Origin of the sequence: Collinsella aerofaciens (assembly GCF_020181355.1) — a bacterium.
Lineage (GTDB): Bacteria > Actinomycetota > Coriobacteriia > Coriobacteriales > Coriobacteriaceae > Collinsella.
Genome location: NZ_CP084004.1, coordinates 1,124,270 through 1,144,033, shown reverse-complemented (window position 1 = coordinate 1,144,033; position 19,764 = coordinate 1,124,270). Strand labels below are relative to the sequence as shown.

The window sequence follows — 19,764 nt, the reverse complement described above, 5'->3', positions numbered from 1 at the left end:
AGCACATACAGATCTATGCCTCGGCGGTGTCCAGATCGAAGCCAAAGTAGCGAACGGAATTGTTGTAGCTGATATCGCGCACGATGGTGCCCAGCAGCTCCATGTCGGCCGGATACTTGCCCTGCTCAACCCACTCGCCGATCACGCTACACAGCACGCGACGGAAATACTCGTGGCGCGGGTAGGACAGGAAGGAGCGGGAGTCGGTGAGCATGCCGACAAAGTTGCCCAGGACGCCCTCGTTAGCCAGAGCCGTGAGCTGCTCGCGCATACCGACCTCGTTGTCGTTGAACCACCAGGCGGAACCGTTCTGGATCTTACCGGCGGTCGGAGCCTCCTGGAAACAGCCCATCACGGTATCGATCATGGTGTTGTCGATGGGGTTCAAGCTATACAGGATGGTCTTGGGCAAGCCGCAGGTCTCCTGGATGGAGTTGAGGAAATCGGCGAGCTGGTCGGACGGCGTGTAGTTGGAGATGCAGTCGTAACCGGTGTCGGGACCGAGCTTGGCGAACATGGCACGGTTGTTGTCGCGCTTGCAGCCAAAGTGCAGTTGCATGACCCAGCCCAGGCGGACATACTCGCCCGCGACAAACTGCATAAAGGCGGTCTTGTACTTGAGGACCTCTTCCTCGGTGAGCGGCTCGGCAGCCAGGCCCTTGGCAAAGATGGCCTCAATCTCATCGGCGGTAGCCGGGACATACATAACGTAATCGAGTGCGTGGTCGGAGGCGCGGCAGCCCAGCTCGTGGGCAACATCGTAGCGCTTGGAGATGGCGGACTTCATGCCCTCAAAGTCGCTGACCTCAACGCCGGCAACCTCGGAAAGGTGCTTGCAGTAGTCGGCGAACTCCTGGCCGCGCTCGATGCGCAGAGCGGCGTCGGGGCGCATGGCGGGAACGACCTGAACGTCAAAACTGTCATCGGCGGCAATCTTCTTGTGCCACTCAAAGCTGTCGGCGGGGTCGTCGGTAGTGCAGATCATGCGGACGTTGGACTGCTTGATCAGGTTGCGGCAGGTAAAGCTGGCCTCGGCGAGCTTGGCGTTGGCAAGGTCCCAGACCTCCTGGGCAGTCTTGCCGTTGAGGACGCCCTCGTAGCCAAAGTAGCGCTTAAGCTCCAGGTGGCTCCACTCAAAGACGGGGTTGCCAACGCAGCGACCCAGGGTCTCGGCCCACTTTTGGAACTTCTCGCGAGCAGGGGCGTCGCCAGTGATAAAACGCTCGTCGACGCCGTTGGCGCGCATCAGGCGCCACTTGTAGTGGTCGCCGCCCAGCCAAACCTCGGTGATGTTCTCGAAACGCTTGTCCTCCCAGATCTCCTTGGGAGAAATGTGGCAATGGTAGTCAACGATGGGCATGCCCTCGGCAAAGCTGTGGAACAGTTCCTCGCCGGTCTTGGTGCTCAGCAGGAAATCCTGATCGTCCATGAAGTTTTTCATCAAACAACCCCTTTGTTTGCGGAGCGGGCGCACAATACGCTCGTCATCCTCTAGGTGAACGTTCACCATACTAATCCATTACGACTCAAAAGGTGAACGTTCACCTAACTACCATGGGGTAAACGGTAGGTTTTGACCGATTAACGGTTGCCGAGCCATGGATCCTGCGTTGAAGCGGCACAAAGAAAGGCCGCTGACGGCAGATTCGCCATCAGCGGCCTTCGAAACAATTTTTCGATCCCCTGCCAAAAAATACGCGGCAAGTAGGGAACTCCCTAAACGCATTAGATTCCGGCGAGCTCGCAGTAACGATCGACGTTGCTGGCAAACACCATCTCAACAGCCCCCTTTTGCACAGGCTCCGCCGGTGTCTTCCCCCACAGCAGGTAATCGCCTAAGGTCTTGGCGCCACGATATGCCAGACTCACCGGGTCCTTGTAGACGATGTTGGTAAAGATGCCCCGACGCAAAGCCAGCGCACTTTCTGGGAACAGGTCGTTGCCAATCACCATTACTTCGCCGGCCTTGTTAGCCGAGACAAGCGCATCGGCAATCAGCTCAGAGCCCACGGCGAACACGCTGCAGATCAACTCGGGGGCTTCCGATGACCTTAGACGCTGGTTGAGCTCGTGCTCGAGCTGCTTGACCTGGGCATGAGCACCGGTCAGATCCTCGACCTGCCAGGGAACATTGTGCTCGCGAAGGTAATTGTGGAAGGCACGAGCGGTCAAATAGTGCGAGTCGGTATAGGGGTCGCCCGCCAATAAAAGCACGCGGGTATCGATCCCAGAAGCGTGAACCAGGTTGGCTGCCTGCTCGGCCATCAGGCTTCCCGCTGTGGAGTAGTCGGCCAAACTAGCGCCCAGACGATCGAGGTGAGGGCGGTCGCCGTCAACGAGCTCAATCGTCACGCCCGCCTCGGCGATCTGCCCCAAAAGCTCAGTCGCACGATCGTCGCCCGGCGCATAGGCGAGCAAACCATCAATCTTCTCGCCCACCTGCAGACGCTCGTCGATTTGCTCGAGTGCATCAGCGTAGCCGCCCACGCCAAATTCAACGCGTTCAACGGTAATGCCCTGGTCGATGACCTCTTGCTCAAAGCGATTGCAGCCTTCCCATAGGTAACGATAGAAATAAGCGCCCTCACGCGATGCGCACGGCAGACAAAACAGCAGATTGATGTCCTTACGACGCAGGCTCGAAGCACTCGTGTTGCGGTGATAGCCCATCTCCTCAGCCTTAGCATTAACCTTGGCACGCACAGACTCGCTCACGCCGGCCTTGCCCGTAAGGGCCTTATGCACGGTGTTAATGGAAACGCCAAGCTCGGCGGCTATGTCCTTCATGGTGACGCGTGCGCTCATAGGGTTACTCCGGTACAGACGGGCAGCTAATAAACAATTCAGTTAACGATACCCCAAAAAATGCATGTCTACTCGCCGCACTCACGCTCGAATGTGTAAAAAGCCCCGCGAACGGATGCTCGCGGGGCGTTCAAGATACCCAGTTGTTTATTTGACACCGCGGCCTAAATTCTCGGCCACTTTGTCGACGCCTTTCAGCGCGGCGCACGTCTTTTTGTTGGAGCAATGCCCCGTGCAAGCGCCGCCCTGAGCGCAGTCGGCGCAAGTGCCCTTGCGGTAGATGCGCACGCATACCGCGACAAACGCAATACCGATAACAGCCAGTACAACAATATCGATAGGTGCCATAGCAAGCCTCCTCTAGTTAACCATCACTTACTTTACCCTATTCTCCACCTACCAAAACGGGACAGGTTTATTTTGGTTGGTTTTATCTGCGGAAACGCCACATCTCCCCCACCAAAAAGCCCGAGTGTCGCTGGGACACCCGGGCTCGTGGAAAGGGGTTAATCCTTATTCGGACTTAAGCGGAAACTGCGGCGGAAGCAGTGTTGGTCTCGTCCTCGTCGGTCCAAGCATGCTTGGGCATGGGACGGAAGATCTGTAAGAGCATCGCAACCAGCAGTACAACGGCGACAATCGTCCAGAAACCAAACTGTCCCAGCACGAACAGGTTGTAGAACTGATTGATGAACAGGCCGATCACCCAAGCGAAGAGGCACTCGTAGCCGATAGCAATCGCGGTCCACTTGCCGGAGTCCATTTGGTTGCGGATGGTACCCATGGCGGCAAAGCACGGAGCGCACAGCAGGTTGAAGGCACCGAATGCCACGCAAGCGCCCATGGTCGGGAACATACCGGCAAATGCGGTCCACAGGCTCGGATCGGTCTCGCCGGCATCGGCAACGGACAGCAGCGAGCCAGCAGTGGCGACGACGTTCTCCTTGGCGACGAGGCCCGAGACGGTCAGCGCGGTTGCCTGCCAGGTGCTAAAGCCGAGCGGGGCGAAGATCCAAGCGACCAGGTTGCCGAGCATGGCAAGCACGGAGTAGTCCATAAACTCCTCGGGGATGCCGTCCATCGCAGGCAGGAAGCCAAAGGAACCGTTGTAGCTACCAAAGTTAGACAGGAACCAAACCACGACAGTGGACGCGAAGATGACCGTGCCGGCCTTCTTGATAAAGGCCCAGCAGCGCTCCCACACGTGCAGCGCCCAAGAGCGGATCGCCGGGAAGTGGTAGGCAGGAAGCTCCATAACGAACGGCGTCGGGCGGCCGGCGAAGAGCTTGGTCTTTTTGAGCATGAGGCCCGAGGCGATGACGGCAAAGACACCCAGGAAGTAGAAGAGCGGGCTGATCCATGCGGCAGTGGTAGAAGAATCGCCGATGATGGAACCCATGAGCAGGGCGATGATCGGCAGCTTAGCGCCACAGGGAATGAACGTGGTGGTCATGACCGTCATGCGGCGGTCCTTCTCGTTCTCGATGGTCTTGGTAGCCATGACGCCGGGAACGCCGCAGCCCGAGGACACGAGCATGGGGATAAAGGACTTACCGGACAGGCCAAAGCGGCGGAACACGCGGTCCATGATGAAGGCGACGCGGGCCATATAGCCGCAGTCCTCCAGGAAGGACAGCATCACAAAGAGCAGGAACATCTGCGGCACAAAACCGAAGATGGCGCCAAGGCCGCCGACGATACCGTCGCAGACCAGCGAATCGACCAGGCCACCGTCCTCGGTACCGCCCGCCACAAGGGCGTCGTGCACCACGGTGGTGATACCCGGGACATAGGGGCCGTACTGCGCCGGGTCGACCGAGTCGGCATTGTCGCCCGCAGCCTCGACGGCCGCGTCGTAGGCGTCGCGGCCCTGACCGAGCACGTACCAGCCGTCGGTGCCGAAGAGCTGGTCGTTGGTGAAGTCGGTCACCGTGCCGCCCAAGGTAGAAACGGCGATGTAGTACACGCAGAACATGATGACCACAAAGATCGGCAGGCCCAGGATACGGTTGGTAACCACGCGGTCGATCTTCTCGGAGGTGCTCATCTTTGCCGGAGCCTTGGTCATGCACTCGTCGATGATGTGCGCGATGACGCCATAGCGCTCACCGGTGATGATGGACTCGGCATCGTCGTCGCAGTCCTGCTCGCACTGGGCGACCAGCTCCTCCACGCGAGCGGCCTTCTCCTTGGTGAGGTTGATGAGCTTGCAGGCGTCCGCGTCGCGCTCAAACAGTTTGACCGCGTAGTAGCGACGCTTGTTGGCGGGAACGCTCGCAGGCAGGTTATTCTCGATGTGGTCCAGAACGTCCTCGATGGAGGAATCGAACTTGTGCTCCGGCACCTGGCCCTTAGAAGCAGCGGACTTCTTGACCTGCTCGAAGAGCTCCTTGATGCCCTTGTTCTTAAGAGCCGAGATCATCATGACCGGGCAGCCGAGCTTCTTGGAGAGCTTGTCCGTGTCGATCTTATCGCCGTTCTTCTCGACCAGGTCGGCCATGTTGAGGGCAACGACCACGGGCAGGCCGGTCTCGATAACCTGAAGCGCCAGGTACAGGTTACGCTCGAGGTTGGTGGCATCGACGACTTGGACGACAACATCGGGCTCGCCGCTCATGAGGTAATCGCGCGAGCATTGCTCCTCGGGGCTGTAGGGGGAAAGCGAGTAGATGCCAGGGAGGTCCGTGATGGTAACGTTCTTGTCGCTTAGGAGCTTGGCCTCCTTTTTCTCAACCGTGACGCCGGGCCAGTTGCCAACGTAGCCGTTGGCGCCGGTGATCAGGTTGAAAAGCGTGGTCTTGCCGCAGTTGGGGTTACCCGCCAACGCGACATGGATCTGAGAATCCGCCATTCAATCCTTCTTCCTTGTGTGCCCGCGCTGCTTTCTCCGCGCAGGCTGGATAATGTGCTTCAAAGACGCTGCATTAAGTTAGAAAAACCTAACTTTATCTGCAGAAACATACGCCGCGAGCCCTTATTGGACCTCGACGACGGCCGCCTCCTCCTTGCGGATGGAAAGCTCGTAGCCGCGCACGTTGATCTCGACCGGATCGCCGAGCGGTGCAACCTTCACGACCTTGAACGAAGTGCCCTTGATGAGCCCCAGGTCCATAAGGTGGCGGCGAAGCGCACCCTCACCGTGAAGCTTGACGATGGTAGAGCTCTCGCCCACCTTAACGTCACCCAACGTCTTCATCCTCTTGTCCCCCTTTCGGTTTTTATGAAATGCTGCAGACTAGCCGACGGTCATGATGTGCATGGCAACCTTGGAATCGATACCAAAGCGTGCGCCCAGCACAGTGACGATGATATTGGCGCCACTCGAGCTCACCACGTGGATTTCGCTGCCCTCGACAAAGCCGAGGTCCTTGAGGTGGTGTTTCATGTCCTCATTGCCCTTTACACGGGACACGCGTACGGTTTCGCCCGCTTTTACCATCGAAAGCGGCATGGCCGGCATCTGCGGTCCGCAAGACATGAGTTGCTCCTAACGTCAGTTCGTCCTCAACATCGACGCGATAAAAGTTAACCACGTCTATGTTCGCTTTAGTAAACTAGCACGTGGTTAACTTTTTGGAAAGGGTCCCTATTCAGATTTCGAAAAAGTTTCCTATATGAAACAAAAAGGCGCGGCAAAGAGCTGTCCTTTGCCGCGCCCTGTCATGCTTAGAGCGAGAGGTTTCTGATCGACGTAACGCAGGAAGCCTCGTCTACGCCCGAAACGCGAAAGATGATGTCCTCGCCGCACTCGCCGTAGAGAGCCATGAGGCCCATGACATCGCGACCGTCGGTATGGCGGTCGCCGATGCTGACCGACACGTCGCTACGGTGCTTGGCAATGATGTCATAGAGCAGCGCAACCGGGCGGGCGTGTAGTCCCAACGGATCTTTAATCGTCTTTGTAAACTCGACCATGTCCCCTCCCACGACATCACACATTCGGCCGGCAAACCCAGCCACGTGGTAGTTATTGTAGCGTTAGATGCTTGTTGAGGGCGGGACGGAAATCGCATCCCATTTCGAGCGTCAATGATGGGACACAGTTTCCGCCAGAAGGCTCAACCGGAAAGTGCGACCCGTTATTTGGCTGGATTCTGGGACGCAGTTTCCGCTGAGCGACCCTGGCGGAAAGTACATCCCATTCTGGACGCAAATTCCGGGACGCAGTTTCCTCGACGTCCGGTCACCCCATGCCCTCACAACCTCGGCGCATAAAAAACGAGGGAAGGCACGCGTCCTTCCCTCGTTACGGGCAATATGTAGCCGCTTGCCTACATCAGGCGCAGGCTGACGTCCTTGAGCTGGGCGCCACTAACGGCACTCGGGGCGCCCGACATGAGGTCGGAGCCGCTGGCCGTCTTGGGGAACGCCATGACGTCGCGGATGGAGTCGGAGCCGGTGAGCAGCATGCACACGCGGTCCAGGCCCAGAGCGAAACCGCCCATCGGGGGCGCACCAAACTTGAGGGCCTCCATGAGGAAGCCAAACTGAGACTCGGCGCGCTCCTCGGTAAAGCCCAGGAGCTTGAGCATGGACATCTGCATCTCGGCGTTGTGGATACGCATACCGCCGCCGCCGGCCTCAAAACCGTCCATGACAAAGTCATAGGTGCAAGAACCAGCTGCCAACGGGTCGGCCTCGATCTTGGCGATGTCGGTCTCGGTCGGCAGGGTAAAGGGCTGGTGCTCGGCTGCATAGGCCTTGCGATCCTCGTCCCAATGGAACAGCGGGAAGTTGACGACCCACAGGAAGTCGTGACCCTCGCGCTTGATCTCGAGCGCATTGGCCATGTGCGAACGCATACCGCCCAGGATCTCATCAGAAAGCAGGCGCGGGCCGGCGGCGAACATCACAAGGTCGCCGGGCTCGACGTCCATGCGCTCGCGCAGAGCCGCCATCTCCTCGTCCGAGAAGAACTTGACGATGGGGCTGTTGATGGAACCGTCCTCGCGGAAGGCGATCCAGGCCAGGCCCTTGGCGCCAAACGTGGAGGCCACGCCGGCGAGCTTATCGATCTTGGCACGCGCCCAGGCACCGGCGCCCTTGGCGTTGATGGCCTTGACGACAGAGCCCTCCTCGTTCGCAGCGGTCGCGAAGACCTTGAACTTGGAGTTGGCAAAGATGTCGGTCAGGTCGACCAGGTGCATGCCGTAGCGGGTATCGGGCTTGTCGGAGCCATAGGTGTCCATGGCCTCCCAGTAGTTCATGCGACGCAGCGGCGTGGGCATCTCGACACCCATGCGACCGAAGGCATCGGCAAGAACCTCCTCGAGCGCGCTCATGACATCGTTCTGGTCCACGAAGGACATCTCGATATCGACCTGGGTGAACTCGGGCTGACGGTCGGCGCGCAGATCCTCGTCGCGGAAGCACTTGGCAACCTGGTAGTAGCGCTCGACGCCACCGACCATGAGCAGCTGCTTCAGGAGCTGCGGGGACTGCGGCAGGGCGTAGAAGTTGCCCGGCTGAATACGGCTGGGAACGATGAAGTCGCGAGCGCCCTCGGGCGTGGACTTAAACAGGGAGGGCGTCTCGACCTCCATGAACTCACGGTTGTGCAGCGCCTCACGAATGGCAAAGGTAAAGTCGGAACGCAGCTTGAGGTTGGCCATCATCTCGGGACGGCGGAGGTCCAGATAGCGATAGCGCAGGCGGGTGTCCTCGCTGGTCTCGATGCCGTCCTCGATCTGGAACGGCGGGGTGACGGACGTGTTGAGCACCTCAGCATGATCGGTCAGGACCTCGATCTCGCCGGTCGCGAGCTTGGTGTTGGTGGTCTCCTCGCCACGAGCGCGCACGACGCCGTGGATCTTGATGGGCCACTCGGGACGCATGGTCTCGGCGATCTTAAAGGCATCGCCGTCGGAGTGCTCGGGGTCGAAGGTGAGCTGCGTGATGCCCTCGCGGTCGCGAAGGTCGCAGAAGATAAGGCCGCCGTGGTCGCGGCGACGGCTCACCCAACCGGTGAGGGTGACCTCTTCGCCCACGTTCTCGAAGCGAAGCTCGCCGCAGGTACGGGTGTGCATGGAATGCTCGTCAATGGGACGGGTCTGGCTCATACCAGTGATCCTCCTTTATGGATCTGTGCCGCCCCGTGTCGTTCCGGGCGGCGTCGTACAGATTTGCCCTGCCTGCGTAAACCGCGCAGCCGGACATGGCGTTCTATCTTATCGCACCTGCGTCGATGTGCCGCGGAAAAGTAGCTCCTGCCCAAAGACTTGACGGAGACGAAACAATTGACGCACCGCGGCCGTCGCCAAGGCGCGCCACGTGCGACAATGTGTCCCAATACAACTGCACTCGGAAAGGCCCGCCATGACTGCACGCCTCATCGTTATGGATATCGACTCCACGCTCATCGACCAGGAGGTCATCGACCTGTTGGGCGAGGAGGCCGGCGTAGGCGAGCAAGTGGCGAAGATCACTGAGCGCGCCATGCGCGGCGAACTGGACTTTAAGCAGGCGCTCGAGGAGCGCGTTGGGCTGCTTGCCGGCTTGGACGAGAGTGTGTTCGAGCGTACCTTTGAGCGCGTGACGTTTACTCCTGGCGCGCTGGAGCTTGTGCGCTCGGCGCACAGCAAGGGCTGGAAGGTCGGCGTGGTAAGCGGCGGCTTCCACGAGGTCGCCGACAAGATCGTGGCCGCCGCGGGCATCGATTTTTGCCTGGCTAACCGCCTAGAGGTCGTGGACGGCAAGCTCACCGGTAAGCTGGCGGCAGACATCGTGACCAAGGAATCCAAGCTCATCCGGCTGCTGGATTGGGCAGTCGAGTGCGGTGTCGATATGGCCCACACCGTCGCGATCGGCGACGGGGCAAACGATATCCCTATGATTCAGGCCGCGGGCACGGGCATCGCGTTTTGTGCCAAGCCCAAGACGCGCGAAGCCGCCCCGTTTGCCATCGACGAGCGCAACCTGATGCTCGCCATGGACATCATCCTGCGCGACTAGTCGATCCGTCTAACAATTGAATCAGTCTGTCCTATAGTTTCCGAACAATTTTGTTTTAGTGTTCGGAAACATACCTTTGAGTGCTAGACTTTGCGCCGTCGAAGGGAACATATATGGATAAGCGAGATCTTGAGCAGTTGCTGAGCGATGTTGCCGACGGAGCAGTCGCCCCGGCAGTCGCCCTCACACGCATCCAGACGGCGCCAACCGCCGATCTGGGTTTTGCACAGCTCGATCTTTCGCGCGGAGTGCGCCAGGGAGCCGGCGAGGTTGTCTACGGTGCCGGTAAAACCGCCGAGCAAATTGCCGCCATTATCGAAGCGCTGCGCGATGCCGGCCAGGAGCGCATCCTGGTCACGCGCCTGGATGCCGAAAAAGCAGCCCGTACCTCGGAGCTCCTCGACAACGGCATCGACCTGGGATATGTCCCGGACGCACAGCTCGCCCTCGTGGGCGGCAAGCCCTCCCCTACCGGCAACGGACGCATCGTCGTCGCCTGCGCCGGCACGAGCGACTTACCCGTCGCCGAAGAAGCCGCGTTGACGGCCGAGTTCTATGGCAACGAGGTCGACCGCCTCTACGACGTAGGTGTCGCCGGCCTGCACCGCCTGCTCGCGCATGCCGAGGAACTTGCCCAGGCGCAGGTGGTCATCGCCATCGCCGGCATGGAGGGCGCGCTGGCGAGCGTTATCGGCGGTCTGGTGAGCTGTCCGGTCATCGCCGTTCCCACCAGCGTTGGCTACGGCGCAAGTTTTGGTGGCGTAGCTGCGCTGCTCGCCATGCTCAACTCCTGTGCCAGCGGCGTTTCGGTCGTCAATATCGACAACGGCTTTGGCGCCGCCTACCAGGCAAGTCTTATCAATCATCTGAGCGCCGGCACACCCCGCGCCCGCTAAGGAGCATTCCATGTCCAATCATCAGCACACGCTTATCATCGACGGCACCTCAGGCATCAGCGGCGATATGACCGTCGCGGCCCTGCTCGATCTGGGCGCCAGCGAGGAGCACCTGCGCGAACAGCTCGCCACACTGCCGGTCGACGGCTTTACGATCGCCGTCACGCGTGCAAACAAGCATGGCATCGACGCCTGCGATTTCGACGTCCAGCTTGCAGAGGGACTCGAGAACCACGACCACGATATGGCCTGGCTCTACGGCAACGAAACAGCTGTCGAGCACACGCACGAGCACACGCACGAGCACGGGCATGAGCATCACCATCATGATCATGGCGGGCACGAACACGAGCACTGCCATGAGCACGACCATGAGGGCCACGCCCATGAGCACGAAGATCATCACCACACCCACCACCATCACCACCGTTCTTTGGCGGATGTCGCCGCCATCATCGATGGCTCGCAGTTAAGCGATGGCGCCAAGCGCCGCGCGCTCGCCATCTTTACCGCGCTCGCCGCCGCCGAGGCCAAGGCCCACGGCAAAACGCCCGAGACCGTCATGTTCCACGAGGTAGGCGCCATCGACTCCATCGTCGACATCTGCTCGGTCGCCATCTGTCTCGATGACCTGGGTATCGAGGACATTGTCGTCGAGTCGCTCTCCGAGGGTCACGGCACCATCCACTGTGCCCACGGCCTTATGCCCATCCCGGTGCCCGCCGTCGTCAACCTATGCCAAGCAGGCAATATCGCCCTCACGCCCGCACCGGTCGCCGGCGAGCTCGTGACGCCCACGGGCGCCGCCATCGTCGCCGCACTGCGCACGTCCGAGCACCTACCGGCCCGCTACCGCATCGAGGCCGTCGGCTACGGCGCCGGTAAGCGCCCCTACGAGGGTTGCTCCGGCACGCTCCGTTGTCTGCTCGTTCACGTGGATGCATAGCCATGGATGCCCGCAAAGAAAAAAGCCGCGCTGCCATCGTTGCGGCGTTCTCCGAGCTGCTACGCGAAGTGGACTACGGCAAGATTACCGTCGGCGACATCATCGCGCGCGCTCACGTAGGCCGCGCGACATTCTACGGCCTCTTTAAGAGCAAAGACGACCTACTGTCCGAGCTCGTGAGCGACATCTGTACCCACGCCCTCGACGACGATGGCACACCGCTCGACGACCCACTCGTGCAGGTCGAGCATATCCTCAACAACCTCTGGGAGCGCCGCCAGGGCGTTCGAGCCCTCGTAGCCGGCGCCGGCTCCCGCGTCTTCGCCGACTGCTTACGCAAGACCATCATGTCACGAGCAGCCGAAACCGTCCCCGCCGACTCCACAGGCCCCGCTGGCACCATGGACCGCAGTTTCTTACTACACCACATAGCCTCAAGCTTCGTAGCCACCGTCCAATGGTGGGCCTGGCACAACTTCCAAGCAGACAAAGCCGACGTAGCCAAAGACTACTTATCAGCCATAAAGCCCCTCTTCAACTAAGTAAACCCCTTATCCCAAAGTTCCGCCCTCATCTCAAAGACCCGAACCCAAAGCACAATCCATCCCAAAGTGTCGACAGCAGCCCAACGCCCCTACCAGCAACAAGCCCCTCCCATCCAAATCCAAATTCAGATTTATATGTTGGGCTGCTTGTTCCAACGCGGCCAAGATCCCGCAGCTGGCCGCATGGGGTAACTTCCCAGCGCGTCCTCGGACATGAAAGAACCCCCGCCGCACGTAGTGTGAACTGCGCCCCAAAACTTGGACGGCTTAAATAAGAACTACGCCGCAAGGGACTGTCTCCGGAACTCCTCCGGGGTCAGTCCCTTCAGTTTAACCTGGCGCCTCCTCGTGTTCCAATGGACCACGAAGTCGTCGAGGTCCGCCTTGAAGGACTCGAAGTCCGGCCACGTCCTTCCGCGGAAGAACTCGTCCTTGATGTGGCCGAACACCTGCTCCGTCGCGCCGTTGTCGATGCAGTTGCCCTTCCGGGACATGCTCTGCACCACGCCGGCCTCCTCCAACCGCCTGCACCAACCGGCCTGCTGGTACTGCCAGCCCATGTCCGAGTGCAGGATCGGCCTGGAGCCCTTGGGCTTCCTGGACACGAGCTGGTCGAGCAGCTCGTGCTGCTGAGCCATGTTGGGGTGCAGCGACGTGGACCAGGCGACGATCTCCTTGCTGCCGAAGTCGTAGACCGGCGCGAAGTAGGCCTTGCCCCAGGGCTGCTTGAACTCGGTGACGTCGGTGCCCATCTTCTCCCACGGCCCGTCGGCGGCGAAGTCGCGCCCGATGACGTTCTCGAAGGTCTTTCCGACCTTGCCCCTGTACGAGTTGTACCTGTGGTAGTCGGTCTCGCGGCGAATCCCGCAGCTGATGCCCATCTCGCGCATCATCTTCAGCACGGTCTTGTAGGCTATGCGCGCGCCCGCTCGGCGCGCAGGCACATGGCGATCTGCCTGTGGCCGCACCCGTTGGCCGTGCGCGAGAATATCTCGGCGGCGGCCTCCCAGAGCTCGGGCCTGGTGGGAGCCTTCGGGTGCGACAGCGCGTAGTAGTAGCTGGACCGGGCCATGCCGGCGCACTCCAGCAGGCGCCCCAGCCCGTGCCCCTCTTCGCGCAGGACCCTCACGGCCTCGACCTTCGCCCTGGTCAGAGCCCGTCCCTCCCGACCAGGGCACGCAATTTTTTTAGGTAGGCCACCTCGGTCTCGAGCCTTCGGCAGCGCTCCTCGAGCTCCTCCTCGCGGGTCCGCGGCCTCGCCTTGGAACCGCTCGGCCGGCCCTTGGGCCTGGGCCTGAGCGCCTCGGCGCCGCCCTCGCGGTAGAGCGCGCACCATCTCTTGAGCGGTGCCAAGGACATGACCCCGAACGCCTCCATGGCGTCCCGCTTGCTCATGCCGCCGTCGACCACGGCCGAGGCGGCGGCGACCTTCTGCTCGTATGTGTACCTGGCCTGCTTGCCGTCCATGGATAGCAGCACCTCGCTTCCGAACGACCGGTATACGTAGAGCCATTGTCTCACGGTGTCGCGCGGGACCGACAGCGCCTTCGCCGCCGACTCGGAGCCGTGGCCTCGCTCGAAGAGCCCGATCGCCGCCTTCCTGGCCTCGATGTCGTGCTTCACCCTCAAGTCGACACGCATAAAAAGCCTCCCATTTCTCATGTCCAAGAAATGGGAGGCAGTTCAGTGCGCAGCGGGGGTTCTTTCATGTCCGAGGACGCGCTGGGAAGTTACCCCATGCGGCCAGCGGACAACTATGTAGCCTCAGACTAGAACATGCCCAAGAAACCGTGCACAAACAGCGCGGCCAGAGCGGCACCGATAAACGGTGCGATGCCAGGAACGAGCAGGCCGTACTTCCAGTTGTTGTCAGCCTTGTTCTTAATCGGCAGCACCTGATAGGCCATGCGAGGACCAAGGTCACGAGCCTGGTTCATGGCGAAGCCGGTGATGCCGCCCATGCCCATGCCAACAGCCCAAACGATCAGACCGACGCAGATGGCGAGCATCAAAACGTTCTCGCCGGCGCGGCTAGCGGCAGCAAGGATGGCGCTGATGAACACAAAGGTGCAGATGGCCTCGCAGAAGAAGTTGCGAGCATAGTTCGTGCCCTCGGTAGTAGGGTTGGTCGAGAAGATGTTGCGCTGGGCAATAGGGTCGACGACGCCCTCGGAAGCCTTGAACTCATCGGCATACATCAACCACGCGATCACGGCACCCGCAAAGCCGCCGAGCATATCGGCAATCATGAAGGGGATGCAGCTGCTCCACGGCACCAGGCCTACGATGCACTGGGCAAGCACCATGGCGGGGTTCATGCACACGGCGCCGCCAAAGACAAACAGGCAGACCGAGATGCCAAAAGACCAGGTGGTGATGGCAAACATGTGACCGGAGCCCTGATACTTGGTGCCCTTGAGCACGGTATCGCAGTGCACGCCCACGCCAAAGATGATCATGAGGGCCGTTGCGCCGAATTCGCAGAGGAGTTTGGTAAGCATAAAACCTTATCTTTCTTGTCGGTTATAAACGATTCGTTTAGGCCGCGTACTAGTGCTGAGCGACGACAACGCCCAGGCCATCGGGAATGACGGCCACCTTGGCATCGGCACCCTTCATCTCAAAGGCGAGCTTGAGCGCCTCATCGAGGGTGTTGACCGGCGTCATGTGCATATCCTTGATCATCTGGTGATCGCACAGGTCGGTGACCATGATCACAGGGTGATGCGCCAGGATGCGGGCAAAGATCTGGCTCGTCCACTGGTCGGGCAGGGTCTCGTCCTTAGGACGGTCGATGCAGGCACGCTCAAACTCCGCCGGATCGTTGTCGGCGATGTTGTGATAGAAGCCCTCGCCACCGTGGCCGTCGGCACAACCGGCGACGTCGATGATCACGCCGCCCTCGGGAAGCGTGGCCTCGGCAGAGCACATGCCCTTCACGGCCTGATAGATGTTCTGGTCGAGCGGGTAGCCGCCGTTGGTGGTGATGGCGATCTCGCACTCGACGGGCTCAACGCCGGCAAGGCTCTTCACGAACTCGCAGCCAGCCTCGTGTGCCTTATGGATGTCGCCTGCAAAGGAGCCGATAACCTCATGCTTGCCGTTGAGCACCACGTTGAGCACAAAGGCAAGGTGAGCCATCTCGGCAGCGGCAAACATGTCCTCGCTCACGTGGTTGTGGCACAGGTTGCCGGCACGCGAATGGGAATCGTTCACAAACTGACCGTTGTGGTTGTACATGATGGTCTTGTAGCTGGCGATGCCAGGCAAGACGGACTTGCGGCTACCAGAGAAACCGGCAAAGAAGTGCGGCTCAATAAAGCCCTCGGCAAGCAGCAGATCGCAATCGGCGGCAATCTTGTTGATGATGCACTCGCCACCAGAAGGCAGGGTGCCGATCTTTTTCATCATGCTGTCGTCAGTCGCGACGTGCATAACGATTTCCTCGTTGGCAACGATCTCCTCGCCGTACTTGTTGACGAGTTCCTCATGCGTCGACGGACGATGCATACCCGTAGCAACCAAAATGCGCACGCGAGCCTCGGGCGCAGCGGAATGGATGTGATGCAGCAGAATAGGCATCGTCACACGCGAGGGAACGGGACGCGTATGATCGGAGCTAATAATGACAATATCCTTCTTGCCAGCACAAAGCTCCTCGAGCGACGGCGAGCCATAAGGGTTGGCAAGCGACTCCTCTACCAGCTCTTCCTGCGATTTCGTGGTCTTAAACTCGTTTTGATGACCTTCCATCACACCCGCGAAGTTCTTATCCTCGAGCTCCAGATGCAACGTCTTGTGGTCAAACGGCAGTTCACATTCAAACAATGACGAGCGCCCTCTTCCTTTTCAACTGACACACTAGATAAACCGTTGGAAGGATACGCCGCTCACCGAAAAACACCACCGTCCACCGACTCATTAACACAACGTTCGTATTTGACCCACAACAAAACGGCCACGATCCCAAACGGGACCGCAGCCGCCTGTCAAAGACACTATAGACAGGATGATTTACGCAGCGCCGAGGCAAACATCTAGTCCGAGACGTACGCACGTAAGCCATTTTGCATAAATTCGTTAATTAATTGCATAAGATGGCGCATGGATTTCTGGCCATAACTGGGTAGTACCCTCCGGAGCGTGCATTTTTGCGAGTATTCAGCATCGCGGGATAAGATTTTGGTGCCAAAAATCTTTCAAAAGGTAGATAGTCCTCATGACTCGACCCATCTGGATAGCATGCGGCGAGAAACCAGCCATATATGATCGTCGCCAAAGCCCAATCGTCGTGCAAAAGCATCAACAAAGGCAGCGAAAGCCGGCTATGGCCTTATGCATCAATCTTTGGCTGCTGAAAACTCCGTTTTTTGCACGTCGCCCCAAGCACCACCCTCACCCAGCGGCTGATCCGCCGAAGACCGGACATCGCAGGGCCCGCCATTAGTTTACTTTTAGGCACACTCCGCAGGACGCAAGAAGCCCTCGCCGCACTCCACATTAAGCGCGAAGCGCGCCATTATCCCCTTCAGCCCCAATCCCTGAAGACCGAGGACGAAGGGGCCCGATGGGTTTCCCTCTGAATGCATTCCGCAGCACGAAGCCCCCTTATCCGCAGCTCCGAAGGAGCAGGATAAGGGGGCTTCAAGTGCGAGGACGCATTCAGAGGGAAACCCATCGGGCCCCGGTGAGAGCCACAGGGCTATCGATTACCCCGTGTTCTGCAATCCTGCCGAGACGCCGGTCACAGTCGAAAGAATCAGGCTCATGTACTCGGCCTTCTTCTCCTCGGCCATCTCGTCCTGGTTCATACGCACCTCGCGAAGGGCGCGGACCTGGGCGATGGACAGGGCGTCGACGTAGGGGTTGCGCACGCGGACGGCGCAACCGAGCACGCGGCGACGCTGCAGCGGCCACTCATCACCGACGATGGCAAGGACCCACTTACGCGTGAGCTGCATCTCGGTGAAGACCTTCTCGGACAGATCCTGGCGATCGCCCAGGTGCAGATACATCTTGGCGATGCGCTGGTCGGTCTTGGCGATCGACATCTCGATGTTGTCGATAAAGGTGCGGAAGAACGGCCACTCCTGGTAGGCAGCCTTGAGCTGGTCAAGATCGCCAAGCTGCTCGCAGGCGGTGCCCAGACCGTACCAAGCGGCCAGGTTAATGCGCGCCTGGCTCCAGCTGAAGATCCACGGGATGGTACGCAGGTCGTCGAGCGACTTGGCACCCAAGCCGCGCTTGGCGGGACGCGAGCCGATCGGCAGCAGACCGACCTCGGTCAGCGGCGTCACGGTCGAGAACCATGGCGTAAAGTCCTCGGTGTTCAGCAGGTCCAGATAGCGCTCGTGGCTTGCGGTGTTGAGCTTCTCGGCCATATCCCAGAACTTCTGCGTGGTCTCGGTGTTGGTCTTCTCGACACTCGGGGCCGACTGCAAAAGCGTTGCGGCAGCAACGGACTCAACATGGCGCTGAGCCAGCGTGCGGTTACCGTAACGGGCAAAGATGACCTCGCCCTGCTCGGTAAGCTTAAAGAAGCAGTTGACCGAACCCTTGGGCTGCGCCAGCACGGCCTTGTTGGCCGGGCCGCCGCCACGGCCCACGGCACCGCCGCGACCGTGCATGAGCACCAGGTCGATATCGTTCTTCTCTGCCCACTTGGCGATGCGCTCCTGCGCGGAGTGCAGCGCGAGCATGGCCGTGGTAGGACCGGCATCCTTGGAAGAGTCGGAATAGCCCAACATGACCTCCATGCGGCGGTTGGTCTGGGCAAGGCGCTTTTGCACCACGGGCAGCGTAAGCATCTGATCGAGCACGTCGACGCAGCCCTCGAGGTCCTCGAGCTGCTCGAACAACGGGATCACGTCGAGCTCGGGGACATCCTCCTCGTGTGCAAAGGACAGGTGCGCCAGCTCAAAGACGTCGGCCACATGCTGAGCGCTCTTGGTAAACGAGATGATGTAGCGGTGCGCCATCTTCTTGCCGTAGCGCTTTTGGATGGAGCCGATAGCGCGGAAGGTATCGATGACCTCGCGCGTCATGGGCTGCAGGTCGCCATGGATACCGTTCTCGTGGATATCCTTAAGGGCGCGGGCATGCACCACGGAGTGCTGACGGAACTCCATCTCGACCATATGGAAGCCGAAGGACTCGACCTGCCAGATGATGGTCTGGACCGGGCCGTAGGCAGCACGGACGGCACCGCAGGCGGCCAGCGAGCGCTGGACGACGCGCAGGTCCTCCAAGAACTCATCGGCGCTGTGGTACATGGTGTCGGTGATACGACGGACGGTGGCGTTCAGGCGGTCGGCCATGACGAGCATGACGGCGCGATGCGGCTCGTGCTCGGAGATCAGCTCGGCGCGGGCCGTGTAACGAGGGCTCATCTCGACCTGATGGTTCCACAGGTTAATGAGCTCGGCCGACGGCTTGCTGTAGGTAGCCTCGAGCGTGAGGTTGCGGCCGATGTGGCGGCACTTGTCCTCGAGCTTGAGCACCATGTGCGTAAAGTACTTGGCGGCGACCTCACGGCTCACCTTGGCGGTGACGTTGGGGTTACCGTCGCGGTCGGAACCGATCCAGCTGCCGGGATGGAAGAACGCCGGGCACAGCGGCGGCACAGTACCGGCCTTGTCGCCCAGCACCCAATCGTCAAAACGACGATAGATAACGGGGATAACGTCGAACAGCGTGTTATCGAAGATGTCGATGATGGTATCGGCTTCCTCGACCGGCGTGGGCTTCTTGAGCGCGATGGGACTCGTACGCACCAGGGCGTCGATCTCCTGCAGCATATGGCGCTCGTTCTCCACCAGGTCGGAGCCGCCCAGACGCGGACGCTCCTCCAGCAGGTTGGAGATACGGCGGATCTTGCCCTCGACGGCCTTACGACGGGCCTCGGTGGGATGTGCGGTAAAGACAGGGTGGAACTCGAGCTTGTCGAGCAGCTCGTTGGCACCCTCGACACCCAGCTCATTCACCAGCTGGTGATAGGCAACGGTAAGCTCGTTGGCAGGATCGACCTCGGTATCGGTCGACGCACCGGCCTCGCGCTCGCGCAGCTGCGCCACACGGTAGTTCTCCTCCGACAGGTTTGCCAGATGGAAAAAGCTCGTAAAGGCGCGAACGATGACCTGCTGCTTATCGAGCGGCAGGCTGTCGATCAAATCGACGACCTCACGAAATGCCACGGCAGTGGGCTCGTCGGCGGTGGGCACGCCCTGCTCGTCGACGGCTTCGTCGGCAGCGCAGGTACCGGGGTTGCCGGCATTGACCACAATCTCGGCTGTCAAAATCTTGTCGAACAGGTCCGCGATCTCGGGATCATACTCGCTAAGCACACGGCGCTCCAGGCGCAAGAACAGCGCCAGATTGTCGCGCAGCTCCTCGGGGATCTCGATCTCGGCGAGACGCTCCCTGGACTCGGCATTCGAGCCGATTCGGTTAACGAGGCGGTTGACCACGGCAGCGACGCGCGCCGCGGCTTCGGGTACAGACTGGTTGCTTAGGTTCTCAGCCACGTTTCCTCCCATTCCTCCTTCTATGCACGTAACATGCGGTATTCATTATAGGCGCTTGAGAAATACTTTCGACACTGATTGCGCTTTACCACACAAAA

At 60.1% G+C, this 19,764-nt stretch carries 18 protein-coding genes; 4 read left to right on the top strand and 14 right to left on the bottom strand.

Features of this window, described 5'->3' with window-relative positions; genetic code table 11:
• Nucleotides 1-13 precede the first annotated feature (13 nt).
• The 8 genes from uxaC to aspS all read right to left on the bottom strand — a co-directional run bounded on the left by uxaC (nt 14) and on the right by aspS (nt 8,864).
• Nucleotides 14-1,441, bottom strand: a complete 1,428-nt coding sequence (uxaC, locus tag LCQ44_RS04960) for a glucuronate isomerase (protein WP_225093199.1) — start codon at nt 1,439-1,441, stop codon at nt 14-16.
• A gap of 284 nt (nt 1,442-1,725) precedes the next feature.
• Nucleotides 1,726-2,805, bottom strand: coding sequence for a substrate-binding domain-containing protein (locus tag LCQ44_RS04955; RefSeq protein WP_225093198.1), 1,080 nt, complete (start codon nt 2,803-2,805; stop codon nt 1,726-1,728).
• Between the two features lie 147 nt (nt 2,806-2,952).
• Nucleotides 2,953-3,153 (bottom strand): hypothetical protein, encoded by a 201-nt coding sequence (locus LCQ44_RS04950; protein ID WP_225093197.1) that lies wholly within the window; start codon nt 3,151-3,153, stop codon nt 2,953-2,955.
• A gap of 175 nt (nt 3,154-3,328) precedes the next feature.
• On the bottom strand, nt 3,329-5,656 hold the full coding sequence (feoB, locus tag LCQ44_RS04945) for a ferrous iron transporter B (protein WP_225093196.1): 2,328 nt from the start codon (nt 5,654-5,656) through the stop codon (nt 3,329-3,331).
• 123 nt (nt 5,657-5,779) lie between these two features.
• Complete coding sequence (locus LCQ44_RS04940) at nt 5,780-6,001, bottom strand: FeoA family protein (protein WP_006234774.1); 222 nt, start codon at nt 5,999-6,001, stop codon at nt 5,780-5,782.
• Nucleotides 6,002-6,040: 39 nt separating this feature from the next.
• Nucleotides 6,041-6,283, bottom strand: a complete 243-nt coding sequence (locus LCQ44_RS04935; RefSeq protein WP_040358815.1) for a FeoA family protein — start codon at nt 6,281-6,283, stop codon at nt 6,041-6,043.
• Between the two features lie 188 nt (nt 6,284-6,471).
• Nucleotides 6,472-6,720, bottom strand: a complete 249-nt coding sequence (locus LCQ44_RS04930; RefSeq protein ID WP_022094361.1) for an HPr family phosphocarrier protein — start codon at nt 6,718-6,720, stop codon at nt 6,472-6,474.
• A 356-nt stretch (nt 6,721-7,076) separates the two neighbouring features.
• Nucleotides 7,077-8,864: an aspartate--tRNA ligase gene (gene aspS / locus LCQ44_RS04925; RefSeq protein ID WP_117583379.1), complete on the bottom strand. Its 1,788-nt coding sequence runs from the start codon at nt 8,862-8,864 to the stop codon at nt 7,077-7,079.
• Between the two features lie 256 nt (nt 8,865-9,120).
• Between aspS and serB the strand changes: the two genes are divergently transcribed.
• The 4 genes from serB (at nt 9,121) to LCQ44_RS04905 (ending at nt 12,140) form a co-directional block, all read left to right on the top strand.
• On the top strand, nt 9,121-9,756 hold the full coding sequence (gene serB / locus LCQ44_RS04920) for a phosphoserine phosphatase SerB (protein ID WP_138114042.1): 636 nt from the start codon (nt 9,121-9,123) through the stop codon (nt 9,754-9,756).
• Nucleotides 9,757-9,869: 113 nt separating this feature from the next.
• Nucleotides 9,870-10,652, top strand: a complete 783-nt coding sequence (larB, locus tag LCQ44_RS04915) for a nickel pincer cofactor biosynthesis protein LarB (RefSeq protein ID WP_225093195.1) — start codon at nt 9,870-9,872, stop codon at nt 10,650-10,652.
• Between the two features lie 10 nt (nt 10,653-10,662).
• Nucleotides 10,663-11,598 (top strand): nickel pincer cofactor biosynthesis protein LarC, encoded by a 936-nt coding sequence (gene larC, locus LCQ44_RS04910; RefSeq protein ID WP_225093194.1) that lies wholly within the window; start codon nt 10,663-10,665, stop codon nt 11,596-11,598.
• A 2-nt stretch (nt 11,599-11,600) separates the two neighbouring features.
• Nucleotides 11,601-12,140 carry a TetR/AcrR family transcriptional regulator gene (locus tag LCQ44_RS04905; protein WP_152067526.1) on the top strand — a complete coding sequence of 180 codons (540 nt, stop codon included), beginning with the start codon at nt 11,601-11,603 and terminating at the stop codon, nt 12,138-12,140.
• Between the two features lie 281 nt (nt 12,141-12,421).
• Here LCQ44_RS04905 and LCQ44_RS04900 read toward each other — a convergent pair whose 3' ends face one another.
• The 6 genes from LCQ44_RS04900 to LCQ44_RS04875 form a co-directional block, all read right to left on the bottom strand.
• A complete protein-coding gene (locus LCQ44_RS04900; RefSeq protein ID WP_225093193.1) occupies nt 12,422-13,087 on the bottom strand; it encodes an IS3 family transposase in 666 nt (221 codons plus the stop codon).
• On the bottom strand, nt 13,057-13,272 hold the full coding sequence (locus tag LCQ44_RS04895; RefSeq protein ID WP_225093192.1) for a hypothetical protein: 216 nt from the start codon (nt 13,270-13,272) through the stop codon (nt 13,057-13,059). Before LCQ44_RS04895 ends, LCQ44_RS04900 begins: the two co-directional genes overlap by 31 nt.
• Before the next feature lie 20 nt (nt 13,273-13,292).
• Entirely contained in the window at nt 13,293-13,784 is a 492-nt protein-coding gene (locus LCQ44_RS04890) for a helix-turn-helix domain-containing protein (RefSeq protein ID WP_225093191.1), read from the bottom strand.
• 128 nt (nt 13,785-13,912) lie between these two features.
• A complete protein-coding gene (larD, locus tag LCQ44_RS04885) occupies nt 13,913-14,644 on the bottom strand; it encodes a D/L-lactic acid transporter LarD (protein ID WP_138114031.1) in 732 nt (243 codons plus the stop codon).
• Nucleotides 14,645-14,693: 49 nt separating this feature from the next.
• Nucleotides 14,694-15,971: a nickel-dependent lactate racemase gene (gene larA / locus LCQ44_RS04880; RefSeq protein ID WP_022093875.1), complete on the bottom strand. Its 1,278-nt coding sequence runs from the start codon at nt 15,969-15,971 to the stop codon at nt 14,694-14,696.
• Between the two features lie 881 nt (nt 15,972-16,852).
• The gene (locus LCQ44_RS04875; protein WP_411161048.1) at nt 16,853-19,666 is read right to left on the bottom strand and encodes a phosphoenolpyruvate carboxylase; all 2,814 of its coding nucleotides are present in this window, start codon (nt 19,664-19,666) and stop codon (nt 16,853-16,855) included.
• Nucleotides 19,667-19,764 lie beyond the last annotated feature (98 nt).

Coding starts and splice junctions, on each gene's coding strand:
- LCQ44_RS04890 (WP_225093191.1), bottom strand. CDS start 13,784: ATGCGTGTCGACTTGAGGGTGAAGCACGACATCGAGGCCAGGAAGGCG.
- larC (WP_225093194.1), top strand. CDS start 10,663: ATGTCCAATCATCAGCACACGCTTATCATCGACGGCACCTCAGGCATC.
- larD (WP_138114031.1), bottom strand. CDS start 14,644: ATGCTTACCAAACTCCTCTGCGAATTCGGCGCAACGGCCCTCATGATC.
- serB (WP_138114042.1), top strand. CDS start 9,121: ATGACTGCACGCCTCATCGTTATGGATATCGACTCCACGCTCATCGAC.
- larB (WP_225093195.1), top strand. CDS start 9,870: ATGGATAAGCGAGATCTTGAGCAGTTGCTGAGCGATGTTGCCGACGGA.
- LCQ44_RS04950 (WP_225093197.1), bottom strand. CDS start 3,153: ATGGCACCTATCGATATTGTTGTACTGGCTGTTATCGGTATTGCGTTT.
- LCQ44_RS04955 (WP_225093198.1), bottom strand. CDS start 2,805: ATGAGCGCACGCGTCACCATGAAGGACATAGCCGCCGAGCTTGGCGTT.
- feoB (WP_225093196.1), bottom strand. CDS start 5,656: ATGGCGGATTCTCAGATCCATGTCGCGTTGGCGGGTAACCCCAACTGC.
- LCQ44_RS04930 (WP_022094361.1), bottom strand. CDS start 6,720: ATGGTCGAGTTTACAAAGACGATTAAAGATCCGTTGGGACTACACGCC.
- LCQ44_RS04940 (WP_006234774.1), bottom strand. CDS start 6,001: ATGAAGACGTTGGGTGACGTTAAGGTGGGCGAGAGCTCTACCATCGTC.
- uxaC (WP_225093199.1), bottom strand. CDS start 1,441: ATGAAAAACTTCATGGACGATCAGGATTTCCTGCTGAGCACCAAGACC.
- LCQ44_RS04905 (WP_152067526.1), top strand. CDS start 11,601: ATGGATGCCCGCAAAGAAAAAAGCCGCGCTGCCATCGTTGCGGCGTTC.
- aspS (WP_117583379.1), bottom strand. CDS start 8,864: ATGAGCCAGACCCGTCCCATTGACGAGCATTCCATGCACACCCGTACC.
- LCQ44_RS04935 (WP_040358815.1), bottom strand. CDS start 6,283: ATGTCTTGCGGACCGCAGATGCCGGCCATGCCGCTTTCGATGGTAAAA.